Source organism: Streptomyces sp. WAC 01529 (assembly GCF_003945545.1).
Taxonomy (GTDB): domain Bacteria; phylum Actinomycetota; class Actinomycetes; order Streptomycetales; family Streptomycetaceae; genus Streptomyces; species Streptomyces anatolicus.
Genome location: NZ_CP029617.1, coordinates 8,050,700 through 8,073,526, shown reverse-complemented (window position 1 = coordinate 8,073,526; position 22,827 = coordinate 8,050,700). Strand labels below are relative to the sequence as shown.

The following is a 22,827-nucleotide window of genomic DNA, read 5'->3' as shown; positions in this document are numbered from 1 at the left end:
TAATCGCCGCGCGGAAGGGGGGCCTCGTCCGCTACCGGGCCTCGTCCGCGTCGCGGGCCGCGTGTTCGGTGAGCCGGCGGTTCACCTCGGCGGTCTGCTCGGCCAGGTCCCGCGCCCTCGCCTCGGCCTGGTCCGCCCGGGCGTTGATGCGGGCGATGTCCTCCTCGATGACCTGGAGGGCCAGCTCGGCCGCCGCGCCCGCCTCCTGCGGGGGCAGGTCCTCGGGGAGGTCCGCCAGAGCGCTCTTGACCGCCGGGATGCCGCCGCGCTCGTGGATGTCTTTCCAGAACTCGTAGTCCATCGCGCCATCCTGACCGATCGGCCACGCTCCGCGCGAGGCGGGCCGCCACTAGGGGGCGGTGTCCGCGGGCGCGCTCAGCCGGGTCGGGGTGCTGAAGTCCAGTACGTCCTGGGCGGTCTGCTGGGTCTCCTCCGCGGCCTGGCGAGCCGTGGCGAGGACGTCGCCGTGCTCCTGGACAAGGGTGTGGTAGATCGGCGCCTGGGTGGCGTCATTGGCCGGCATGACCTGCGACTCCTTCTTCGGTGACTACGTGGTTCGGGTCGGCCGAGTGCGGCCGATCCGCGACCTTACGCGAAGTCCGGGTGTGAAGGGGACCCGACCCCGATCATGAGTTCGGGGCTTGTGACAACTTTCACAGGTACGTCGGCGGGGGCGCGGATGCCGGTGTGCGGCCACGCCCTCTTCCGTCACGGGGCGGCTCCGGGATACCTCTGGTGGGAGCAGACCCGGCCCACAGGGGCACTCCCCCACAGGAAGCGAGTCACTCCGTGAACGACGACGCCTTAGCCGCCGACACCTTGACCTCCGGCTGGTCCGTGGACGACCGCTGCACGAACTGCGATGTCGCGAGGCAGGTCGCGCCCGAGCTGATCCGTGAGGTCGACGGCCGCTCCGAGATCGTGCGCCAGCCGCGCGACGCGGCGGAGGAACGCCTGCTGTTCGCCGCCGCGTTCGCCTGCCACACCCGCTCCATCCGGCCCGCCTCCGGCCGCCTCGATGACGCGCGGGACCCCTATCCCCTGCCCGTCGACGACACGGTCCTGTTCTGCGGGCACAACTCCCCGCGCAACGCGGGTGCCAACGCCTACCTCCTGCGCCGCCCTTCGGGGAGCCTGATGATGGTGGACACCCCTCGCTGGAGCGAGCCGCTGGCCGCCAGGTACGAGGGGATCGGGCCGGTCACCGACGTGCTCCTCACTCACAGGGACCACGCCGCGCACGGCCGCCGGTACGCCGACCGCTTCGGGGCCCGGCTGTGGATCCATGAGGGCGACCTGGACGCGGCGCCCGACGCCGACCGCGTCCTGCGCGGCACCGAGAGCGTGGAGATCGGCGACGGCGTCCTCGCCCATCCGCTGCCGGGCCACACGCGGGGCAGCGTGCTGTACGTCGCCGACGACCGGTACTGCTTCAGCGGGGACAGCTTCTACTGGTCGCGTACGACGGGCGACATCGAGGTGGCCTCCAGCGTCACCTGGTACTCCATCGAGGAACTGGCGGCGTCGTTGGCCCGCACGGCCGAACGGCTCCGCTTCGAGTGGCTGCTGCCCGGGCACGGCGACCGCAGGCACCTGCCGGCGGCCGAAATGGCGCGGCGGATGCGGGCGTTGACCGCGCGCACGGCCACCTTGGAGCCCCGGCCGGTGGACTTCACGGCCCTGCGCTGGTGACCTCGGGGTGAGGGCGTGGCGGCCCGGTCCCGGGCGGCGAGAACATGCGGTGGGCGCCGCTCCTGTCTAGCGTCACTCGTATGAACACCCATCCGCAGAGCTTCGAGATTCTGCTCGTTCCCGAGTTCGCCGAGGACGGCAGGGGCACCAGCGACACCCGCGGCGCCCTGCGTTCCGCCGTCGTGACGGCCACCGGCGAGACCGGCTCCTCCGGCTACCCCCGGTATGTCGGGGACGGCATGGAGGCCGACATCGACCCCGCGACCCGCTCCGTCGAGGCCCTGCTCGTCGACGGCTCCGAGCTGGACTACGGCCTCTCGGTGCGGGTCGCGGACGTCCGGGGCGGCTGAGCCCGCGGGCCGGTGGCCGGTGCCCGCGGGCGCGGCGCCCGGGGCGGTCAGTCCGTCGCCTCCGCCTCCACCGGCTTGGGGATCAGGAAGGACGTCGCGAAGGCCGCCGCGATGAGCGCGACCCCGGCGATCATGCCTGCCGTGTACCCGGTGGGCGAGGTCTTGTCGGCCGGTGCGGCGGCGGTCTGCACGGCGTACAGGACGGCGAAGCTGAGACCCGCGCCGAGGTTGAAGGCGCCCGCGTTCAGGCCGGGCAGGAAGCCCGGGTTCTCCTTCGGGGAGAGGACGATGCCGAGGCCGTTGAGGACGATGTTGCCGATGCCCGCGTAGGTGACGCCGATGAGGATCGACGCGGCCAGGAGCAGCAGCCGCGAGTCGGCGTGCAGGGTGAACAGCATCAGGGCCACGGTGACGATCGAGCCGATGAGGCCGAGGCGCAGGATGCGTCCGTATCCGTACGTGGCGGCCAGGCGCCCGGCGATCGGGCCCATGGCGAGGCCCGCGAGGGCGTACGGCGTCAGGGTCCACCAGGCGGACTGCTCGGCGCTCATGCCGAAGCCGGCCTGTGCGTCCTGGGCGAAGGCGGGGATCATGCCGTTCATCACGGCGAAGACGCCCGTCATGGTCAGGACGGTGGTGAGCAGCAGCGCCCAGGTGGAGCGCCTGCGCAGATGGCGGGTGGCGACCAGGGGGTGGCTGCTGCGGTCCTCGGTGCGCCAGAACAGGGCGAAGGCGAGGGCCGCGACGACGAGGAGTCCGGTGACGAGCGGCCAGTTCGCGGCGCCCAGCTTGCCCGCTTCGTTCAGGGCGATGAGGGCGGCGCCGACCGAGATGACCAGGAGCGTGACGCCGGGCCAGTCCATCCGGGTGTCGGCGGTGGCGGTGGCTTTGGACTCCGGGGTGAGGGTGGCGACCATGAGCGCGGCGAGCGCGGCCACGCCCGCCATCAGCCAGAACACCGACTGGAAGCCGTGGTGGTCGGCGAGGTAGCCGCCCGCCAGGGAGTCGACGCCCGCGATGCCGCCGTTGACGGCGGTGATGACGCCGAGGAGCGTGCCGTACTTCTTCGGCTCGTGGACTTCGTTGCGCAGCATGATCAGGCAGAGCGGCACGGTGGGCCCGGAGACGCCCTGGATGACGCGGCCCGCGAAGAGCATGGGCACGCTCTCGGCGAGCGCGGCCACGACGCAGCCGACGACCATGAGCGCGAGCATCCCGGCGAGCACCTTGCGGCGTCCGACGAGGTCGCCGAGGCGCGGCAGGAAGAGGGAGAAGAGCGCGGCGGAGGTGAAGAAGGCGGTCTGGGTGAGGCCGACTTCGGCGGAGGTCGCCCCGAGGGAGTCCTCGATGTTCTTCAGGGCGGGGCTGAGCATGCTCGCGTTGAGCTGGAAGGCGAAGCAGGCCGCGAGGAGCGCGGTGACCAGGACGCCGATGCGGACCGGGCGGGAGCCGCGGGCGCCGCCGGGGGCGGTGGCCGCCGGTTCGGTGAAGGAGGCGTTCATGCGGAAATGTCACCGATCCGCTCGAGGGCGTCCACGATCAGGTCCCAGAAGCGCTGGTGGTCCAGGTCGACGGCGACCTGGGTGTGGCAGTCATCGGGGGCGGGCGCGCGCAGGTCCGTCACGGTCATGCCGAGGGTGAGGGTGCCGGTCAGCTCTATGTCGACGGGGGCCTTGCGGACGGTCATGACGTCGGGGTCGATGACGTACGCGACCGCGCACGGGTCGTGGACCGGGGGCGCGGCGAAGCCCTGGGCCTCCAGGTACATGGCGCCGAAGAAGTCGAGCAGCTCGTTGACGAAGACGGCGGGCCTGGTGCCCACCTTCGCGATGCGCTCGACGACCTCGGGGGTGGCGAGCGCCTGGTGGGTCAGGTCGAGGCCGACCATGGTGACGGGCCAGCGCTCGTTGAAGACGATGTGCGCGGCCTCGGGGTCGATCTTGATGTTGAACTCGGCGACGGGGCTCCAGTTGCCCGTGTGGTAGCCGCCGCCCATCAGGACGACCTCGCGGACGCGCTCGACGATGCGGGGCTCCTTGCGCGCGGCCATGGCGATGTTGGTCAGGCCGGCGGTGGGGACGAGGGTGATCTCGCCGGGCTCGTGCGCCATGACCGTGTCGATGATCAGGTCGACGGCGTGGCGGTCGTCGAGGGCCAGGGTCGGCTCGGGCATGAGGGGGCCGTCGATGCCGCTCTCGCCGTGGATCTCGGGGGCCGTCTCGATGGTGCGCACCAGGGGACGGGAGCAGCCGGCCGCGAAGGGCACGCCGGTGATGTTCGCGATGCGGGCCACCGACAGGGCATTGCGGGTGACCTTCTCCAGGGTCTGGTTGCCCACCACGGTGGCGACGGCGACCAGCTCCACATCCGGATTGCCGTGCGCCAGGAGCATGGCGATCGCGTCGTCATGTCCCGGGTCGCAGTCCAGGATGATCTTTCGGGGCATCGCGGAACCTCTTTGTTCGGCTGAGCCGTCGCCGTTCTTCGCCGGGGGGCGGGGCGGTGGCTCGGGAAAACGTTCTCCGAAGACTTTGTGCACAGGGAGGAATTATGTCAATGGCCGAAAGCACACCCCGCCAAACTCTCCCGGAACGGACATGATCCAACGAGGCACAGACCGCCCTCAACTGTCTTGATACGGCTGAAAGGAAGGGTCTGGTGGTGCCTGAGGCCCGCTGATAACGTTTGCCGAAATTTGGCGGCGGAAGGGACGGGCACAGCGTGGCCGACGTAACGCTGAGGGAGGTGGCCCGGGCCTGTGGCTGTTCGATCGCCACCGTCTCCCGGGTCCTGGCCGGTACGCGCCCCGTCGGCGCCGAGACCGCCCGCCGGGTCCGCGAGGCCGCCGACGCGCTCGGCTACCGGCCCAATCACGCGGCCCGGGCGCTGCGCGGCCACCGCACGGGCACGGTGGGCCTCGTCCTGCCGCAGATCACGAACCCCTTCTACCCCGCGCTGGTGCGGGAGTTGACGCACGCCCTGCACGCCGACGGGCGGGCCGTGCTGCTCGCCGACTGCGACGACGATCCCGCGGCCGAGGCGGAGTACGTGGCGGATCTGCTGGGCCGGCGGGTGGACGCGCTCCTGGTGATCCCGGTGGACGAGGAGCGCAGCCGGGACGCCGTGGCGGCCGCGGCCGCCAGGGTGCCGCTCGTCCTGATGGACCGGGGCTGCGGGCCCGGCGTCGCGGACTCTGTCGCCGTCGACAACGCCTCGGGCATGGCGCTCGTCCTCGGTCATCTGGCCGCCACCGGCCGCCGCCGCGTCTGCTTCCTCGGGGCGGCGGGCACGGCTTCGGCCGCCGCCGAGCGGCGCGGTGCCTACGCGGCCGGGGTGGGCGCGCTCGATCCCGGCGCTCCGGAGCGGGTCGCCCTCGGCGACTTCTCCGTGGAGTGGGGGCGGGCCGCGGTCGACGAGGTGTGGCCCGCCCGGCCCGACGCCCTGGTCTGCGCCAACGACCTCATCGCGATCGGGGCGCTCCAGCGTCTCCAGCAGCTGGGTGTGGCGGTGCCCGGCGAGGTCGCCGTCACCGGTTTCGACGACATCCCGATGGCGGCGCTCTCCTCGCCGGGCGTCACGACGGTCCGCCAGCCGGTGCCCGAACTGGCCGCGGAGGCGGCACGCCTGCTGGGCCTGCGCCTGTCCGGCGACGACACGGGCCCCCGGCGGTCGATCCGCCTCGCTCCGGAACTCGTCGTACGCGAGTCGAGCGCGCGAGGCCGCACGGCGATCCCGGCCCCGGCCCCGGCTGGACGGGGAGAGTCCGCTCCCGTCACATAGCCGGGTGTACGCCCCTCCGGGGGTGGGGCGGCGGGCGTCGACTCCAGGTCAGCGCGTGACCTGCCACGTGAGCGAATCCGTCAGCAAGCGGCGCAGCTCGGGGTCGCGGACCGAGGGGGTCCGGTCCGTGGCGCGGGCCGTCAAAGTGTGCGTACGGCCGTCGGCGGGGACACCGAGCGCTCGGGGCGTGACCGTGGCGTCGCCCCTGGCCTGCTTGGCCTCGCGGCCGTCGACGGACCAGCGCAGTCGGATGCCGTCCGCCACCTCCACGGTGACCTTGGCGTCGCGCCGCACCGCCTGGTCCGTGGGCGTGACCGCGGTGAGGACGGAGGCGTGCCGGTGGAAGCCGGCGATCATCGCCTCGCGGCCGGGCAGATTGAACTCGCGGCCGAGGGTCCGCATGATCGAGTTCGTGGTGGGCCGGTACAGGCCGCGCGGATAATAGCCGCCGCCCTCGTACGCGCCGACGGTGCCGCCGTCCGGCGAGGTCCGGCCGATCCACCGGTACCACTTCTTCTTCTGGGCGGTCAGCTTGGCGGCCGTGAGCTTGCTGATGTTCGTCTCCCAGGGCTCGGCGCCGGTGTAGGTGCCGTACTCGTCGTACCAGTACTCGTCGGCCAGCTTCCCGAGCGAGTGGCCCGTCTCGTGGACGAGGACCTGGTCGGACTGGGCGTTGTCCGAGGAGGCGGTGGCGATGCCGTCGTAGCCGGACGGCGAGGTGATGTCGTTGTAGCCCGCGCCGCCGTACTTGGTGGAGTTGGCGAGGACGATGACGAGGTCGGGGTCCGCGGCCTTCTTCGCGTACGACTCGACCTTGTTGGTGTCGACGCACAGCAGCCGCTCGATGCCGTCGCAGTAGAACGCCGAGCCGAGAGCGGTGTCCTTGACCGTGCCGCTGGTCGGGTCGCCGGAGACTCCGGACTGCCGCGACACCGCGTCGACGGCCCAGACGTTGAAGAGGCTCTTGTACGAGGCGTACGGCTCGACGGCGGAGACCTTCGCCCACTTGGTGCGCACGTCGGCGTGGAAGTCCTCCTGCTGGGCGGCGGTGTAGCCGTCACCGATGAAGACGACGTCGAGCTTGGAGCCGGTCGGCCCGGCCTGCACGATCGGGACGACGTCGCCGTCCCCCTTGATCTCCGCGCGCTCCTTGGCGGAGAGCGGCTCGGCGGCGGGGACCTCGGCGTGCCGGGGGTGGGCGCCGGGGCCGGTGAAGTACTCGACGCGCTGGGTGCGCCGGTCCGCCGGGTCCGGGTCCGCCGCCGTGGCCGTGCCGGCCGGAGCGGTCGCGGCGAGCCCCGCGGCGAGGGCGATCCCGGTGGCGAGTGCGGCGCGCAGCGAAGTGCGTCTGGCCCGGCCGGATATTCGAGGTGTGGGGGGCATGGGCGTCCTTCCGAAGTCCGCGATATAAATGGCGGGTTAAGCGGGGTTAAGGCGCGGCTCAACGTAGAGGCTCATGGGGTTCCAGGCAATGGGTGTGCGTCAAGTTGCTGGTGGGGCGGGTCTGTTCACACTGCCCCGTGGGCCGGGGCCGGGTGCGACGCAGGGAGAGGCCAGTGATGACGCGGAACGGTTCCGTTCACGGAGTACGACCCGACGACCCGGCCGAGATCGGACGGCGCGTGCAGCGGCTGCGCGGCGAACGCGGCCTGACCCAGCGGCAGTTGGCCGAGCCCGCCTACACTCCCGCGTACGTCTCCACCCTGGAGTCGGGAAAGGTGCGGCCCTCGGAGGCCGCGCTGCGGCACCTCGCCGACCGACTCGGCGTCAGTTACGAGGAGTTGGCCACCGGCCGCCCCGCCGAACTCGCCGCCGAACTGCGTCTGCGGCTGACCGACGCCCGGCGCGCCCTGGCCACCGGCGCCCCCGAGGACGCGGCCGCACTCTTCCGCGCCCTGCACGAGGAAGCCGTCGCGCACGCGCTCGCCGAGGAACAGGCGGCCGCGCTGCTCGGCCTCGGCGACTGCCTGCTGGAGTCCGGCGAACTCACCGGCGCACGCGACTGTTTCGCCGCCGTCGAGCGACTGCTCGCCGACGAACCGCTGCCGCGTCGGGTCCCGGCCATCCGGGGCCGCGCCACCGCGCACCTGCTCACCGGCGAGCTGCGGTACGCCTGTTACCTCCTGGAGAGCACTCTCGACGAACTCGACGCGGCCGGGCTGCACGACCCGGATGCGCTGCTGCTCCTCTACACCGCCTCCATCGCTCCCTACATGGACATGGGCGCGCACGCCCGGGCCGCGCACGCCGCCGAGTTGGCGCTCGCGCTCGCCCCGCGCGTGAGCGACCCCGCGCTGGTCGCGGGCATGCACCGCGGGGTGGCCCGCACGCTCATCGCCGAGGGCCGTATCGCCGAGGCCGACGCGTCGCTCGCCAAGGCCCAGGAGCTCTACCGCCAGCTGCACATCCGTACCGAGCTTGCGCACTGCCACTGGATGCGCGGCTACGTCCACGCCCAGGACGGCGACCTGGAGCAGGCCGAGAGCGAGCTGCGCACGGCCCGCTCCATCCTCGCCTCCAAGCGGGCCGCGCTCTTCACCGAGCAGGTCGAGGTGGAGCTCGCGGACGTGCTGCGGCGGCGCGGCAGGGCCGCCGAGGCGGAGGCGCTGCTGCGGCCCCTGCTGACCAACGGCGACGAGACGGGTGACGCGGGCCGGGGCCCCGGGGTGCTCGGGGCCGGGCGCGGCGCGGTGCACGCGGGCGGCGCGCACCGGCTGCTCGGGCTCATCGCCGAGGAGCGGGGCGACACGGAGGGCGCCGAGGAACACTACTGCGCGGCGCTGTCCCTGCTCGAACGGTCAAGTGCGGCGGGGGACTTGGCGGACCTCTGCCGACTCCTGGGCGATCTGCTCCGCCGCACCGGCCGGGTGGAGGCCGCCATGGACGCGTACCGCACGGGGCTGGGCCACCGGGCCGCCCCCGGCACGACCACGCTGGGCCCCGCGCCGGCCACGCCCCCGATGTGAGCGCGGCCGCTTCCCCGGTTTGGGCGCGGCCTCTCCCCCGCGTCGCTCCTGACCCGCATCTAGTCACCCGCATCGAGTCACCCGCATCAAGCCGCCCGCAACGCGTCGCCTGCATCGAAGGATGTACCCGCGTTTCATCCGCGGCTACGACTCCCATGATCGCGGGGGCGCCGACGATGGAGGAGACAGACCCGTCGCGGCGGGCGCCCAGTGAGGAGAGACAGATGACAGGCCTGCGTCCCGGACCGCCCGCCCCCTCGCTCCTGAGCACGCTGGGGCGCGCCCTGGGCGGTGGCCTCGTCATGGGCGCGGCACTGGGCGCGGGGACCGAGCTGGGGCCGGTGGTGGCGGACACCCTCGGAGCGGGCGGTTTCGTGGCCCGGCTGATCCCGGCCGTGCTGGTCAGCGCGGTGGCCGTGCCGCTGATCGCCCTCGCGCTGCGCCGCCGGGGCCGTTCGCTCAAGGACGTGGGGTTCGGCGGGGCGGGCGCGAACCTGCGGTCCCTGCTCATCGGTGCGGGCGTGGTGGCGGGGGCCGCCGCACTCGTGCTGGGCTCGGGAACGGCCGCGGGGTTGCTGCGCTGGTCGCGTCCCGACCTCGGGACGCTCGCCGGGTATGTGGTGGCCAACGGCGTGGTCGCGCTGCTGCTGGAAGCGCTGCCCGAGGAGACGACGCTGCGCGGTTACGTGTGGACGTCGCTGCGCGTGCGCTTCGGCGGCCTGGCCGCGGCGCTCGGCACCACCGCCGTGTTCCTGGTCGTGCCCGGCTTCTCGACCGTGGTGGGGGCCGCTACCTCGCACCTCGTCGGCCGCGAGGCGGGGCCCGTCGGGCTGGCGCCGGGCGGGCAGGACCCGTTCGGCTATCTGTTCCTCCTGACGGTGTTCGGCCTGATGCTGGTCACGGCCCGTACGGCGGTGCGGCGCGCCCCGCTGTGCGTCGCCATCGGCGCCCATCTGGCCTTCCTGACCGTCAACCGGGTCGTGTACGAAGGTGACCGGCGCGGAGCGGGCTGGCACGCCGAGGTGTCGTCGCCGGACGTCGAACTCCTCGTACCCGTCTACCTGTTGCTGGCCATGGCCGGGTTCGCGCTGTGGCGTCGGCGGGAGCGGCGGGGCGGGGCGGGCCCGATCGGGCGCACCTCCTCTACGCCGACGGAACGGCATCGGTCGGCCACATAGGTAAGGCGCGGCCACGGGTCATGGACGCCGACGGGCGTGCGGGCGCACCATGACGGGCAGCAACCGTCCGGTGTTCACCGGCCGGCCACATCAGCCCGAGCCGACCGGCCGGGAAGGGAGCCGCCCCTTGACGCCCCCAGCCTCCCCAGCGTCCCCGCCGCCCTCGCCCGGGCCCGATTCCGCCTTCCGCACCCTTCCCTCCACCGCCGAGGTCGTCATCGTCGGCGGTGGCGTGATGGGCGCCGCCATCGCCTTCCACCTCGCCGAAGCGGGCGTACGCGGGATCGTCGTCGTCGAGCGCGGCACGCTGGGCGGCGGCAGCTCGGGCAAGCCGATCGGCGGTGTGCGGGCGCAGTTCTCCGATCCGCTCAACATCGAGCTGGGGCACCGGAGTCTGCGTGCCTTCCGGGACTTTCCGCGCCGCCCCGGTGCCGCCATCGGCCTTGACACCGTGGGCTATCTGTTCCTCCTGAGCGACCCGGGGCAGGTGGCGGACTTCGAGGCCGGCGTGCGCACCCAGAACGGACTCGGCGTGCCCAGCCGCATGATCGGCCCCGCCGAGGCTCGCGCGCTCTGCCCCTATATCCGCACCGAAGGGCTGTCGGCGGCCGCCTACTCCCCCGCCGACGGGCATGCGCGCCCCGCCCTCGTCGTCCAGGGGTACGCGCGCGCCGCGGCCCGCGCCGGTGTCGTCTTCGCGACGCACACCACGGTCACCGGCATGGCGACCACCGGGGACCGGGTCACGGCCGTGCACACCGATCGCGGCCGCGTCTCCTGTGCGACGGTCGTGTGCGCGGCGGGCGCCTGGTCGGCGCGGATCGGTTCCCTGGCAGGCGTGGAGCTGCCGGTGCGGCCGCTCAAGCGGCAACTCGCCTTCACCGTCCCGCTCGTGCCCGCCGCGCCGCGCATCCCCTTCACCATCGACTTCGCGTCGTCGGCGTACTTCCACAACAGCGACGACGGGCTGCTCCTCGGCCTAGCCGACCCCCGTCAGGCGGAGGGCTTCGACACCACATGGACGCCGGAGTGGCTCGACCTCTTCCGCACGGCCCTGCGGCACCGCTCGCCGGCCGTCGCCCGTATGGAGACGGCCGGTGGCTGGGCGGGCCTGTACGAGGTCACGCCGGACCACAACGCGCTGATCGGACGCTCGGCGGCGGTGCCCAACTTCCTGTACGCCACCGGGTTCTCCGGGCACGGCTTCCTCCAGGCCCCCGCCGTGGGCGAGATCGTCCGTGACCTCCACCTGGGGCGGCGGCCCTACGTCGACATCGCTCCCCTGAGCGCGGACCGCTTCCGCACCGGGTACGAGAGCCGCCCCGAGGCCCATGTGGTCTGACGCCCCGCCTCCGGGCGCTCGCCTCGCTCAGGCCGCGCTCTCCTTGAGGCGGCGTACGGCCGCCAGGGCGCGGTCCGCGTGTGCGCTCATCCGGAACTCGCTGCGGACCACTTCGGCGATCCTGAGGTCCTCGCCGATGACGAACGTGACGCGCTTCGTCGGGGCGAGGGAGAAACCGCGGGTGACGCCGAACCGGTCGCGCACCGCGCCCTCGGGGTCCGAGAGCAACGGGAAGCCGAGGGTGTGCCGCTGGGTGAACTCGCGCTGGCGCTCGACCGCGTCGGCGCTGATCCCCACCGGCCGCGCGCCGGCCGCGGCGAACTCGGCCGCCAGGTCGCGGAAGTGACAGGCCTCCGCCGTGCAGCCGGGGGTGAGGGCCGCCGGGTAGAAGAACAGCACGACGGGGCCGTCCTCCAGGAGTGCGGAGAGCTGACGCGGGGTGCCCGTCTCGTCCGGCAGCGTGAAGTCCGGGGCGGTGTCACCGACCGCCATCCGCGCCGTCATGCCCGGCTCCCCCGCGACGTGCGGTCCATCGGCCTACGACGCATCGGCGTGCGGTCCATCGGCGACACGGTGCCTCCTCAAGTGACGGGAGCGAAACCCTACTCGATGGTAGGCGCGGGGTCGCCAACAGGCCTCCTACCAGCCTTGATCTCCTCGAACACCCTCGTGCGATGCTGGGGCACTCGCCCGCAGGCACCGAGAGCAATGGGGAGTACGGCATCGCGATGGCAGTGGCACGAAGGACAGCGAAGGGCGCCTGGGACAGGTTCTCGGCATCCGACCCGGGACTCCTGCGCCTCATGGCGGGGCTGCGCACGGTCGGGGCGATCCTCCTCGCCCTCGCCGTGCTCGCCCTCATCGGCACCTCGGTGACGCACCTGGTGGCGGGCGCGATGACGGCGATGGTCGCCACGTTCGCGATCCAGGAGAAGGAGGTGCGGGGCCAGGCGGTCACGCTGGCGCTCGGCCTGCCCGTCGCGCTGGCCGCGATATCCCTGGGAGCGCTGCTCAACTCCCGGGTGATCGCCGGTGACCTCTTCTTCGTGGTGCTGATCTTCGGGGCGGTCTACTCGCGCCGGTTCGGCGACCGGGGCACCGCGCTCGGTCTGATCGGCTTCCAGGTCTACTTCCTCTCGCTCTTCGTGAGCGCGTCCGTCTCCGCCCTGCCGGAGCTGTTCCTGGCCCTGGTGGTCGCCTTCGCGTGCAGCGCCGTGGCGCGGTTCGCCCTGGTGCCCGAGACGCCCGAGCGCACCCTGGCGCGGCTGCGCGAGGCGTTCCGCGCCCGGCTCGCGCAGCTAGTGGCCCACCAGATCGACCTGCTCGACGCCGACGCCGAGGACGTGGACAAGGTCCTCGTCGATCTGCGGCGCAGCACCGCCCGGCTGCACGAGGCCGCGCTGATGATCCAGGGCCGCCTCGAAGAGGGCACCAGCGACGCGTCGGCCGCGGCCCTGCTGCAACGCAGGGTCGCCGACGCCGAGATCGCCGCCGAGCGGCTGGGCGTCCTGCTCCTCAACGCCCGCAGCGCCGAACGCGTGGAGACGCTCACTCTGCACCTGCCGAACGCGTCCGCGTCCATGCCGCCGCGCGCCCGGATCGCGCAGGACGCGGGCACGGCACTGCGCAGGGATCTGCGGGCCCTGCACCTGCTCGTCGTGCGCCTGGTGCCCGACGACCGCGGCACGGCGCTGCCCTACGTACGCAACAGGCTGCTCGGCTACCGCGAGGAGCAGGGTCTGCCCCAGGGGTCGCCCGCGATCCAGGACTGCTTCCGCGCGGTCGGTGAGGCGGCGCGCGCCATCCTGGGGCTGCGCCTCGCGGTGGACGGTTCGCGGGACGAGGAGTACGACAGCCCCGAAGCCGCCCGCTCCCGCGAGGAGTTCGACGCGGAGGAGATCTCCATCTCGGGCGAGGCGGCGGAGGCGGAGGCGGCGCAGGAGGAGCCGACCGGGTTGCGGCGCCCCACCACCCGGGCGGCCGTGCAGGTGTCGGTGGGCTCCGCGCTGGCGATCGTCGGCGGCGAGTTCCTGTCCACGCAGCGCTGGTACTGGGCGGTCCTGACCTGCTGGGTCGTCTTCCTCAACACCGCGTCCACCGGCGAGATCCTGGTGAAGGGCTACCGTCGCCTGCTCGGAACGGTGCTCGGCGTGGTGGCCGGGGTGGCGCTCGCGGGGGCCGTCGGCAATCACACGTGGATCGCGTTCGCCCTGGTCGTCCTCTGCGTCTTCGGAATGTTCTTCACCGCGCCCCTGTCCTACGCCCTGATGTCGTTCTTCGTCACGGCGATGCTGGGTCTGCTCTACACACTGCTCAACACCTACAGCCTGGATGTCCTGGTGCTGCGCGTCGAGGAGACGGCGCTCGGCGCGGCCTGCGGGATCATCGCGGCGGTCCTCGTGCTGCCGGTCCGTACGTCGCACCGCACCGACGAGGAGCTGGGGAACGTCCTCGCCCGCCTTCGGGATGTCGTCTCGGCGGCGGTGGCGCAGCTCAGCGGCGGGCCCGCGGTCGACCTCGTGGACCGGGCGCGGGACCTGGACACGGCGCTGGACGACCTGCGCAGCTCCACGAAGCCGCTGACCCACCCGATCGCCCCGCTGCGGGCGCGGCGGCAGAACGCCCGCTATGTGGTGGCGCTGCTGGAGACCTCCGCCTACCACGCGCGTTCCCTCGCGGCGACGGCCGAGCTGGTGCCCGCCAGCAAGAGCGTGGCCGCCGACGCGCGCCTGGCGCTGGCGGGGCGGCGCATCACGCACAACATCGATCTGATCGCCGCGCATGTGCGCGACGAGGAGACCGACGGCGAGATCGAGTCGGGCGCCAGCATCGCGTCGATGCTGGACAGCGGCCGCCACGAGGTGCTGCACACCGGCTCGGTGGCCTTCCGCGTGCTGCGGCACCTCCAGCGCCTGGACGAGGGGATCGTGGGTCTGGCCCGGCCGCTCGGGGTACCTCTCGCGACACGGGAGGAGAAGGCGGCGGGGGCGCGGGGTGCCGGAAGGGCGTGAGCAGGTGTTTTTGTCACGAACGCCTCCCGCAGCACTCGGAAACCCGGCTGAACTGGGCACTCATCACCACGACCCACGGGTAACACGCTTCGAAAATCACTTGTACTGCCTGCTTAGAGTGCGGACATGCCAGTTTCGCTACACCTACAAGAGATCACCCCTGACAACTTCGAGACCGCGATCAACCTGAGGGTCCGGCCCGACCAGGAACACCTGGTGGGACCCGTGATGAAGTCACTCGCCGAGGCATACGTCCACCCCGGCATCGCCTGGCCCCGGCTCATCTGCGATGACGACGAGGCCGTGGGGTTCCTCATGGCCTTCCTCCACATCGACTGGACCGGCAAAGGCACCGACTTCCGCTCCGGACTGTGGCGTCTCAACATCGCGGACGGAAAGCAGGGCCGGGGGTACGGGCGCTTCGCCGTGGAGTCCGTAGCCGCTGAGATTCGGCGCCGAGGCGGCACACGCCTGACTACCACCTGGCATCCCGGACCGGACGGCCCCGCAGGCTTCTACCTGGCGCTCGGCTTCCGGCCGACCGGCGAGACCAGCGGAGACCAAACAGTGGGCATGCTGGAGCTGGACTGAACCCGGATCGAGCTTGTTCTCTGTCCCCGGGCTCGGGGCGACGTCGAGAGAACTCGGATGCCTGGTACTCCAGCCGTAGATCGTGATCATGGATACGGAGACTGCTCGCCGGTAGCCTGCCTGCGTGGCTGAGACCTGGGGCGAAGAGCAGTTGATCGCGAACGGCTTCGAGCGTGTGTACGCCGAGTCGGAGTGGTACGACGGACCGTGGGCCGGCCTTGCTGACATCGACGGGAAGCCTCACTACTTCGCGATGCACGTCTACGACCACAGCCATGAAGTCGATGAGTACCAGGTCTGGCCCGCAAGCGAGGCGGTGGCGGAGTTGGAGCGCGAGCAGTGGGCGATCTACGCCAGGTGGTATGAGCGCCGTGAGGCGGGCGAGGTCGGGCAGGAGAGCCATCCGGGCCACGGCGAGGTCGACGCCCGCTATGACGAGCTGGAGCTGCTGTTGGCGCCGCACCGCTTGGCGCCGGACGGCGCCCGTCGGCTCGTGTGTGAGCTGCGGTTCGTTGCCGGTGTCGACGTTCGCTACCGAGTCGAGGGGCCCGACTACTGGCTTCGGTGGCGTCCGAGGCCGCCGTTGGTCATGGGGTGTTGTGTGGACAACCAATGACCACGCGGCGGCCTCGGACGCCGGCGTAGTGCCTGCCCACTGACAGGAGGCAGAGGAAGAACTGCTGAACCCTGGCCGAGCACGCGGGCGATGCCACTCCGGACGGCATGCAGCACCTGCGCGACACCGAGGCGGTGCTCGTGGTCGTCGGGACGGCGATTCGCAGAAGGGCACCGCGACCGTCGGCGTCCGGCGCCAGTACACCGGCACGGCCGGCCGAGTCGAGAACACGCCCAGGTCGCCGTCTATCTCGTGTACTTCGCCGCCCGCGGACACGCCGCAAGCTGAGGGGCCGCGTTTCACGAACGCGGTCCGAGCGGTTCGAGCGGCTCGATCCCGAGTTCCTCGTCCTGCCGAGGTGCGAAGGGCCCCGCGCGGGGGCACTGGCTATATCCCCGGCCAGCGGCGTTCCGCCTGGACCGTCCACGACAGCGAAATCCCCGTCATCCGCCCGACCTATGCTGAACCCCCTCCCGCCCCCGTACCGGAAGGTGGCAGCCCCATGGCGGCACCCAGCCTGCTCGCGGTCTTCGCCCATCCCGACGACGAGTCCCTGGCCGCAGGCGGTGTGCTCGCCCGGCACGCGGCGGCGGGCGCGCGCACCGCGGTCGTGACCGCCACCTGGGCCGCGGGCACGCGGCGGGCCGAGGAGCTGGCGGAGGCGGTGCGGATCCTCGGGGCGGGCGAGCCGCGCCTGCTCGGCTTCGCCGACGCGCGCGTACCGGAGTCGGCCCCGGGCGAGGCGCGGCTGTGCGCCGCGCCGCTCGACGAGGCGGTGCGGCGGCTGGTGGCGCACGTCAGGGAGGTGCGCCCGGAGATCGTGGTCACGCACGACGCGTACGGCGGGCTGTCCGGCCACCCCGACCACGTCCACACCCACCGGGTGACCGTGCTCGCCGCGCAGGCGGCCGGGCTCGGACAGCTCTACCCGGAGGCCGGTGCCCCGTGGCAGCCGCGCGCCCTCTATCTGGCCACGCATCCGCACTCGGCCGTGGCGGCGCTGAGCGAGGTCGTCGGCGAGCGCATGGCGGCGCACAGCATTTCAGCGGCGTACAGCGTCCCGGACGAGCAGGTCACCGCGACCGTCGACGTCGGCCCCTGGCTCGACCGGAAGATCGCCGCCATCCTGGCCCACCGCTCCGAGGTGGCACGCGGCGCCGCGCCCGGCCTGATCGCCGGCCTTCCGCGGGCCGTCCGCGAGCGGCTGCTCTCCACCGAGTGGTACATCCGCCACGACCTCGCGCCCGCGGCCGGCACACAGTCCGAACTCACCGCCGACCCCTGCGCGATCGTGGGCGGATGACGGCCTGCCCCGGCCCGCGGGGCGCCGCGCACTCGCGGCGCCCCGCGGCGCGTTCACCAGATCCGGACGCGCTCCGCCGGGTCCAGCCACAGGCCGTCGCCCTCGACCGTGCCGAACGCCTCGTGGAACTCGTCCAGGTTGCGGACGATGTTGGCGCGGAACTCCGGCGGCGAGTGCGGGTCGATGGTGAGGTACTGCTGCTCCTGCTCCTTGCGACGCTTGGTGCGCCAGCAGTACGCCCAGTTCTTGAAGAGCCGCTGCGAGCCGGTGCCCTCCTCGCTCTCGGGCATCGGCGCCCCGTCGAGCGCGATGAGGTACGCCGTGTGCCCGATGGTCAGCCCGCCGAGGTCGCCGATGTTCTCGCCGACCGTCAGCGAACCGTTGACGGACTCACCGGGGAGGTTGCGGGGCGAGAACGCGTCGTACTGCTTGATCAGCGCCTTCGACTTGGCCTCGAACGCGGCCTTGTCGGCGGCGGTCCACCAGTCGTTGAGGTTGCCCGCGCCGTCGTACTGCGCGCCCTGGTCGTCGAAGCCGTGGCCGATCTCGTGGCCGATGACCGCGCCGATGCCGCCGTAGTTCTCCGCCGGGTCGGCGTCGGGCGAGAAGAACGGCTTCTGCAGGATGCCCGCGGGGAAGCAGATCTCGTTGGTGCCCGGGTTGTAGTACGCGTTGACCGTCTGCGGCAGCATGAACCACTCGTCGCGGTCGACCGGCTTCCCGATCTTGGCCAGCTCCCGGTCCGTGTCGAACGCGGCCGCCGCCTGCGCGTTGCCGAGCAGGTCGTCGGGGCTGACCTGGAGCGCGGAGTAGTCGCGGAAGGTGTCCGGGTAGCCGATCTTGGGGCGGAACGTGGCGAGCTTCTCGTACGCCCGTGCCTTCGTCTCGTCGGTCATCCAGTCCAGGCGGGCGATCGACTGGCGGTAGGCCTCGAGGAGGTTGGCGACGAGGTCGTCCATCATCGCCTTGGACGACGGCGGGAAGTGCCGCGCCACGTACTCCTTGCCGACGGCCTCGCCCATGGCGCCCTCGACGAGGGAGACCGCGCGCTTCCAGCGGGCGCGCAGCTCCGGGGTGCCGTTGAGCGTACGGCCGTAGAACTCGAAGTTGTTGCGCACGAAGTCGTCCGTGAGGTACGGCGCGCAGGCGCGCAGCACACGCGTCAGCGCCCAGTCCCGCCACTGCTCGATCGGTGTCTCGGCGAGGACGGCGGAGAGGTGGGAGAGGTAGGACGGCTGACGGACGCAGGTCTCCGCGATGGTGGCGTCCGAGCCGCCGAGGCCCTGGACGTAGCCCCGCCAGTCGAACTCCGGGGCCAGCGCGAGGAGTTCGTCCAGCGTCGTGAGGTTGTACGTCTTCAGTACGTCACGGGTCTCGGCGCGCTCCCAGTGGCCGGCGGCGAGCCGCGTCTCCAGCGCGAGGACGGTCTTCGCGGCGGCCTCGGGGGTCTTGTGTCCGCCGAGCGTGAGGAGTTCGGTGAGGTGGGAGACGTACTTCTCGCGGATCTCGGCGAACTTCTCGTCGCGGTAGTACGACTCGTCGGGCAGCCCGAGGCCGCCCTGGAGGATGTTGAAGAGGTAGCGGTCGGAGTCGCGGTCGTCCGAGTCGATGTACGAGCCGAAGAGGCCGGAGCCGCCGACGCGCTCGAAGCGGCCGAGGAACGCGGCGAGCCCGCGGACGTCCCGCAGGGCCGCGACCTCGTCGATCAGCGGCTGCGCGGGGGCGAGCCCGCGGGCGGCGATGGTCTCCTCGTCCATGAAGGAGGCGTACAGCGCGGCGATCTTCCGGGCCTCGTCGGCGGAGGCGCCCTCGGCGTCCGGGGACTCGGCCAGATCCTGGATGATCTCCTTGACCTGCTGTTCGGCCGTGTCGGCCAGCTGCACGAAGGGGCCCCAGCTGGAGCGGTCCTCGGGATCTCCTCGGTGTCCAGCCAGTGGCCGTTGACGTGTCCGAAGAGGTCGTCCTGCGGGCGGATCTCGGGGTTCATGCCCGGGCGGGCGTCATCCAGAATGCTCATCCACGCACCCTATGCGAGCCCTCGGCCCGGCACGAAGGCTTATGCCCCGGCGCCGCACAGCCTCGTCGCCGGACCGCCGCGAGCGAGGGCGAAGTCCTGTATCAACTCTCGCGCAAACCATCCCAATAGGAGCGATAAAGTATCCCGTCAACCTCCGTACCCCGTCACACCAGGAGAGCTTCTGTGACCGTAGCCATCGCCCCGTCCGAGGCAGCCGTCCCGTCCGAGGCAGCCACCCTGTCCGCCGACGACGCGGCCCGCCTGGTGGCCGAGGACGCCCGCGACTTCGGGGCCTACGCGCGTACCGGCGGCTGGGCCTTCGGTCTGAAGGTCGCCCGCAGCGTGCGCCCCGGCGGGCAGAGCGCGGGTGAGACGCCGAAGATCTCGGCCAAGGAGTTCGCGGAGCTGGCGGAGTGCTCGGCCGACCGCGTCATGCGCTACTACAAGGCGTGGGACAAGGCCGCGGACGACGGGCTCGTGCCGCACTTCGAGGTGCTCTCCCCCGGCATGGACGTGGAGCTGCCCGACGCCGACGTCTGGCTGTCGTACTACTCCTCACGCTCCAGCGCCCTCACCCCGCGCGGGGACGCGATCTCGCAGGCCGCCGAGGCCGAGGGCATCCGCCCGACCAAGGCCCTGGAGGTCGCGGAGAACCCGACCGCGCTGCGCGCCGCCATCCTCGCCGACCCGGGCACCGCGGAGGCGGCCAGGAAGGCGCTGATGGACCGCCTGGAGGAGGACCCGGCGCTCCGCACCGAGCTGGTGCGCGACATCGTGCGCGCCGACGACCTGAAGAAGGCCGTGGCCGCCGAGGCCAAGGCGGGCGACCGCGTCGGCTACGTCCGCCAGATCGTGGAGAAGGGCCAGGTCAAGACCCCCGCGGGCCAGATGATCGACGCGCCCGCCGAGCTGCGCGAGGAGGCCGAGCGGCATCTGTCCCTCATCGACGAGCTGGACGACGGCGAGGAGTCCGGCGAGTGGGCGCGCGAGGCGTACGACACGGTGCGTGACCTGGTCGCGCAGACCGTGCAGAGCGACCCCGAGCTGCGGGTGCGGGAGCGGCGGGCGAAGTTCTACGGCAGCCTCCAGAAGGCGACGAAGGTCTTCGAGGAGCTGACGTTCGACGACATCGAGGCCGTCGAGGACATCCGCGACATCTACGAGGACGACATGCTGCGGCGCCTCGAAGAACTCCAGCAGGCCATCGGCGCGTGCATCTCGGCCCTCCAGTCGGCGACCGGCGCGCAGCAGCAGGAGCCGGGTACTCCCTGAGATCGCGCGGCGAGGCTTGGGCAGGCCCTCGTCAGGGCGTGAGCGTGACGCGGATCCCGACCGTGCCCTTCAGGCCGCGGCGCAGCCTGCTGCCGAGCAGCGTGAAGCGGCCGATGACCCCGTATTTGCGGGCGATGAGGCGCCGGTAGCGGGCGGTGACCTCGGGCGGGCAGATCTCGGCGGTGGCCGGCACCTGCTCGCCCGTCGGGTTGCCCCGCAGATCGCACGGCCCGACCAGGACGTCCGCGCGGCGGCGGATCCGCTTCACCTTCCAGGAGTCCCCGGCCGTCCAGATCCCGAGCGCGTCGCCGTCCGGGACGACCCAGACGGGGGTCGGCACGAGCGTGCCGTCCTTGCGGTAGCTGCTGACCAGCAGATACTTTCCGGCGCCGAGCCGAGCCCGCGAGGTGTCGTCCATGCCGGGGAGTCTAGGACCCCGCCGAGAACCCCGGCACGCGAGGCGGCGCCCGGCCCGCCATACGTAACCATTTAGTCTGGTTACATGGAATCGTCCCCGTCCCCCGGCATCCTGATGCGCGCCCACAGCGGCGCCACCTACCGCTTCGATCCCGGCGCGCTCTGCCTGGAGCTGCTGACCACCGGCGGCCCCGGCGAGTTCCGGCGGTACGAGGTGCTGCACGCGCCCGGCGATCTGGCCGCCTGGGCCGAGCGGTCGCGGCTGACACCGACGCCCGAGCTCGTGGTGACCGGCGCCGAGGTGGCGGACGCCCGGCGGCTGCGCGACGCGCTGTTCCGCGTGGCGACCGCCCGCGCCCTGGGTGAGAGCCCCGACCCGGCCGACCTCGACGCCGTCAACGAAGCGGCCGCGCACCCGCCGCTCGTCCCCGCCGTGGGGCCGGACGGCGGGCGCCGCTGGGCGGGGGCCGCCGACGGGACCGGGCTGCTCTCCACCGTCGCGCGCGACGCCGTCGATCTCCTGACGGGGCCGTTCGCAGACCGCATCCGCAGCTGCGCGTCCGACGACTGCCAACTGGTCTACGTCGACACCTCCCGCCCCGGCCGGCGCCGCTGGTGCGCGATGGAGCACTGCGGAAACCTCCACAAGGTACGGACGCTGCGCGCGCGCCGCGCCGAGGAAGGCTGAGCCCGGCGCGGTCAGTCCCGCCCGCGCCGCCCCGCCGTCATCATCAGCGCGCCCGGCCGTACCGTCGCCCGCGCGACCGGGCGCACGCTCCTCCCCGGCTCGGTCTCCAGCCGCCAGCTCCTGGTCAGGGTGGCGATGGCCGTGGCGAGTTCCGTCATCGCGAAGTGGTCGCCGATGCACTTGTGCTTGCCCGCCCCGAAGGGCAGGAAGGCGCCGTCGGGCAGGGCCGCCTTCCGCGTCCCCTCCAGCCAGCGGTCCGGGTCGAAGCGCAGCGGGTCGGGGAAGAGGCTCGGGTCGCGGTGCAGGGCGTGCTGGCAGTAGGCCAGTTCGGTGTCGGCCGGGATCTCCTGGTCGCCGAGGCGGATCGGGGTGAGGGTGCGCCGGGTGACGAGCCAGCCGGTGTGGTGCAGGCGCAGCGCCTCGGTGATGACGTTGCGCAGGTAGGAGAGGTTCGGGAGGTCCTCGAAGGTCACCGGGCGGTCCCCGAGGACTGTGTCCAGTTCGGCTTGGAGGCGCTTGTCGATCTCCGGGTCGCGGGCGAGTTCGTAGAGGATCCAGGAGAGCACCGACGCCGTGGTCTCGGTGCCCGCCACCGCCAGTGTGAGGACCTCCGAGCAGATCTGATGGGCGGTCAGCGGTGCACCGGTCTCCTCGTCCTCGGCGCGCATCAGCATCGAGAGCATGTCGCCCGTGTCGTGGCCGGACGCGCGCAGGTCGGTAACCGCCTCGCCGATGAGGGCGCGCACCGCCGCGCGTGAGGCGTTGAAGCGCCGGTTGGCGGGCAGCGGCAGCTTCTCCACCCAGTCAGGGAGCATGACGCGCGCGCCGACGCCGTTCATCACCACCGACAGATCCCGCCGCAGCCGCAGGAAGGCCTGCTCGTCGAGGCTGGAGGCGAAGACGGTCGCGGCGAGCATGTCGAGGGAGAGCTTGACCATGACCTCGCGGACGTCGAGGTTGGCGCCCGGCGTCCAGGAGGCGGCGGTGCGGGTCACCTGCTCGCGCATGAGGTCGACGTAGCGGGCGATCTCGGCGTGCCGGAAGGCGGGCTGGAGCTGGCGCCGCTTGCGGACGTGGTCCGCGCCGGCGGCGGTCACCACGCTGTCGCCGCCGAGGACTTGGCCCATCTTCTCGAAGAACCGCCCCTTGTCGAGGCCGGGTGCGAGATCGACCAGCATCCGGCGGATCAGGGCGGGGTCGTTGATGACGATCGTCGGTCTGCCGGGCTGGAGATGGATTCTCACCAGGGGGCCGTGGTCGCGCAGCGAGGCGATGAAGGCGAGGTTGTCGCGCAGCAGGGGTATCGCGTGGCCGAGCAGGGGCAGCGAGCCCGGGGCGGTGGGGATGCCGGCGGCGGAGGCGGGAGCGGGGGACGCGGGTGCGGTGGACACGATGAGTCAGGGGCTCCTGTGACGGTGGGGACAATTCCGCTTATCACTTCCCCTCTCGCCCCACGGAGCAACCTCGGGCCCTCAAGCAGGTCACGGGAGTTGACTAGATCACAGCATAGATCGTTTGGCGGCAGGGCATCTTGGTAGCGCAGTTGATCATTGAACATGCCATGTATCTGTGCGCGGGCCGGGGGGATCTCGCACACGCCTCAC

General features: G+C 72.2%; 21 protein-coding genes and 1 pseudogene. 13 read left to right on the top strand and 9 right to left on the bottom strand.

From position 1 onward, the window contains the following. Positions 1-31: 31 nt before the first annotated feature. Both DMA15_RS35540 and DMA15_RS36900 read right to left on the bottom strand, forming a co-directional pair. Positions 32-301, bottom strand: a complete 270-nt coding sequence (locus tag DMA15_RS35540) for a hypothetical protein (RefSeq protein WP_125516843.1) — start codon at positions 299-301, stop codon at positions 32-34. A gap of 48 nt (positions 302-349) precedes the next feature. Then, positions 350-523: a hypothetical protein gene (locus DMA15_RS36900; protein WP_164551894.1), complete on the bottom strand. Its 174-nt coding sequence runs from the start codon at positions 521-523 to the stop codon at positions 350-352. Positions 524-789: 266 nt separating this feature from the next. Between DMA15_RS36900 and DMA15_RS35535 the strand changes: the two genes are divergently transcribed. Then, positions 790-1,692 carry an MBL fold metallo-hydrolase gene (locus DMA15_RS35535; RefSeq protein ID WP_240660114.1) on the top strand — a complete coding sequence of 301 codons (903 nt, stop codon included), beginning with the start codon at positions 790-792 and terminating at the stop codon, positions 1,690-1,692. 80 nt (positions 1,693-1,772) lie between these two features. After that, positions 1,773-2,042: a hypothetical protein gene (locus DMA15_RS35530; RefSeq protein WP_125516841.1), complete on the top strand. Its 270-nt coding sequence runs from the start codon at positions 1,773-1,775 to the stop codon at positions 2,040-2,042. A 47-nt stretch (positions 2,043-2,089) separates the two neighbouring features. On the opposite strand, the gene DMA15_RS35525 is transcribed toward DMA15_RS35530, so the two are convergent. Together DMA15_RS35525 and DMA15_RS35520 are read right to left on the bottom strand one after the other, a co-directional pair. After that, positions 2,090-3,544, bottom strand: coding sequence for an MFS transporter (locus DMA15_RS35525; protein ID WP_125516839.1), 1,455 nt, complete (start codon positions 3,542-3,544; stop codon positions 2,090-2,092). After that, on the bottom strand, positions 3,541-4,488 hold the full coding sequence (locus tag DMA15_RS35520) for a nucleoside hydrolase (RefSeq protein WP_125516837.1): 948 nt from the start codon (positions 4,486-4,488) through the stop codon (positions 3,541-3,543). The genes DMA15_RS35525 and DMA15_RS35520 overlap by 4 nt, the downstream gene beginning before the upstream one ends. Before the next feature lie 275 nt (positions 4,489-4,763). On the opposite strand from DMA15_RS35520, the gene DMA15_RS35515 reads away from it, so the two are divergent. Then, the gene (locus DMA15_RS35515; RefSeq protein WP_125516835.1) at positions 4,764-5,822 is read left to right on the top strand and encodes a LacI family DNA-binding transcriptional regulator; all 1,059 of its coding nucleotides are present in this window, start codon (positions 4,764-4,766) and stop codon (positions 5,820-5,822) included. Between the two features lie 48 nt (positions 5,823-5,870). On the opposite strand, the gene DMA15_RS35510 is transcribed toward DMA15_RS35515, so the two are convergent. Next, entirely contained in the window at positions 5,871-7,205 is a 1,335-nt protein-coding gene (locus DMA15_RS35510; RefSeq protein ID WP_125516833.1) for a M64 family metallopeptidase, read from the bottom strand. Positions 7,206-7,381: 176 nt separating this feature from the next. Here DMA15_RS35510 and DMA15_RS35505 point away from each other — a divergent pair, with 176 nt between their 5' ends. From DMA15_RS35505 to DMA15_RS35495, 3 genes are all read left to right on the top strand, one after another. After that, entirely contained in the window at positions 7,382-8,788 is a 1,407-nt protein-coding gene (locus DMA15_RS35505; RefSeq protein ID WP_125516831.1) for a helix-turn-helix transcriptional regulator, read from the top strand. Between the two features lie 224 nt (positions 8,789-9,012). Then, positions 9,013-9,966, top strand: a complete 954-nt coding sequence (locus DMA15_RS35500) for a CPBP family glutamic-type intramembrane protease (protein ID WP_125516829.1) — start codon at positions 9,013-9,015, stop codon at positions 9,964-9,966. Between the two features lie 217 nt (positions 9,967-10,183). Further along, the gene (locus DMA15_RS35495) at positions 10,184-11,308 is read left to right on the top strand and encodes an FAD-binding oxidoreductase (protein ID WP_276314402.1); all 1,125 of its coding nucleotides are present in this window, start codon (positions 10,184-10,186) and stop codon (positions 11,306-11,308) included. 27 nt (positions 11,309-11,335) lie between these two features. Here the strand turns inward: DMA15_RS35495 and DMA15_RS35490 are convergent, their stop codons facing one another. Next, positions 11,336-11,812, bottom strand: coding sequence for a peroxiredoxin (locus DMA15_RS35490; RefSeq protein WP_125516825.1), 477 nt, complete (start codon positions 11,810-11,812; stop codon positions 11,336-11,338). A gap of 299 nt (positions 11,813-12,111) precedes the next feature. On the opposite strand from DMA15_RS35490, the gene DMA15_RS35485 reads away from it, so the two are divergent. From DMA15_RS35485 to DMA15_RS35465, 5 genes and pseudogenes are all read left to right on the top strand, one after another. Further along, on the top strand, positions 12,112-14,319 hold the full coding sequence (locus DMA15_RS35485; protein ID WP_125518229.1) for an FUSC family protein: 2,208 nt from the start codon (positions 12,112-12,114) through the stop codon (positions 14,317-14,319). A gap of 126 nt (positions 14,320-14,445) precedes the next feature. Then, a complete protein-coding gene (locus tag DMA15_RS35480) occupies positions 14,446-14,910 on the top strand; it encodes a GNAT family N-acetyltransferase (RefSeq protein ID WP_125516823.1) in 465 nt (154 codons plus the stop codon). 124 nt (positions 14,911-15,034) lie between these two features. Beyond that, the gene (locus DMA15_RS35475; RefSeq protein ID WP_125516821.1) at positions 15,035-15,526 is read left to right on the top strand and encodes a hypothetical protein; all 492 of its coding nucleotides are present in this window, start codon (positions 15,035-15,037) and stop codon (positions 15,524-15,526) included. 53 nt (positions 15,527-15,579) lie between these two features. After that, a pseudogene (locus DMA15_RS35470) lies at positions 15,580-15,808 on the top strand (transposase); the annotation flags it as partial. Positions 15,809-16,028: 220 nt separating this feature from the next. Beyond that, positions 16,029-16,829 (top strand): PIG-L family deacetylase, encoded by an 801-nt coding sequence (locus DMA15_RS35465; protein ID WP_125516819.1) that lies wholly within the window; start codon positions 16,029-16,031, stop codon positions 16,827-16,829. A gap of 53 nt (positions 16,830-16,882) precedes the next feature. On the opposite strand, the gene DMA15_RS35460 is transcribed toward DMA15_RS35465, so the two are convergent. After that, entirely contained in the window at positions 16,883-18,712 is a 1,830-nt protein-coding gene (locus DMA15_RS35460; RefSeq protein WP_240660113.1) for a M13-type metalloendopeptidase, read from the bottom strand. A 371-nt stretch (positions 18,713-19,083) separates the two neighbouring features. On the opposite strand from DMA15_RS35460, the gene DMA15_RS35455 reads away from it, so the two are divergent. Continuing rightward, the gene (locus tag DMA15_RS35455; RefSeq protein WP_240660344.1) at positions 19,084-20,118 is read left to right on the top strand and encodes a hypothetical protein; all 1,035 of its coding nucleotides are present in this window, start codon (positions 19,084-19,086) and stop codon (positions 20,116-20,118) included. Between the two features lie 31 nt (positions 20,119-20,149). Here the strand turns inward: DMA15_RS35455 and DMA15_RS35450 are convergent, their stop codons facing one another. Continuing rightward, positions 20,150-20,536, bottom strand: coding sequence for a PPOX class F420-dependent oxidoreductase (locus tag DMA15_RS35450; protein ID WP_125516815.1), 387 nt, complete (start codon positions 20,534-20,536; stop codon positions 20,150-20,152). An 84-nt stretch (positions 20,537-20,620) separates the two neighbouring features. Between DMA15_RS35450 and DMA15_RS35445 the strand changes: the two genes are divergently transcribed. Further along, the gene (locus DMA15_RS35445; protein WP_125516813.1) at positions 20,621-21,223 is read left to right on the top strand and encodes a CGNR zinc finger domain-containing protein; all 603 of its coding nucleotides are present in this window, start codon (positions 20,621-20,623) and stop codon (positions 21,221-21,223) included. Positions 21,224-21,234: 11 nt separating this feature from the next. Here the strand turns inward: DMA15_RS35445 and DMA15_RS35440 are convergent, their stop codons facing one another. Continuing rightward, complete coding sequence (locus DMA15_RS35440) at positions 21,235-22,614, bottom strand: cytochrome P450 (RefSeq protein ID WP_240660112.1); 1,380 nt, start codon at positions 22,612-22,614, stop codon at positions 21,235-21,237. Between the last annotated feature and the right edge of the window lie 213 nt (positions 22,615-22,827).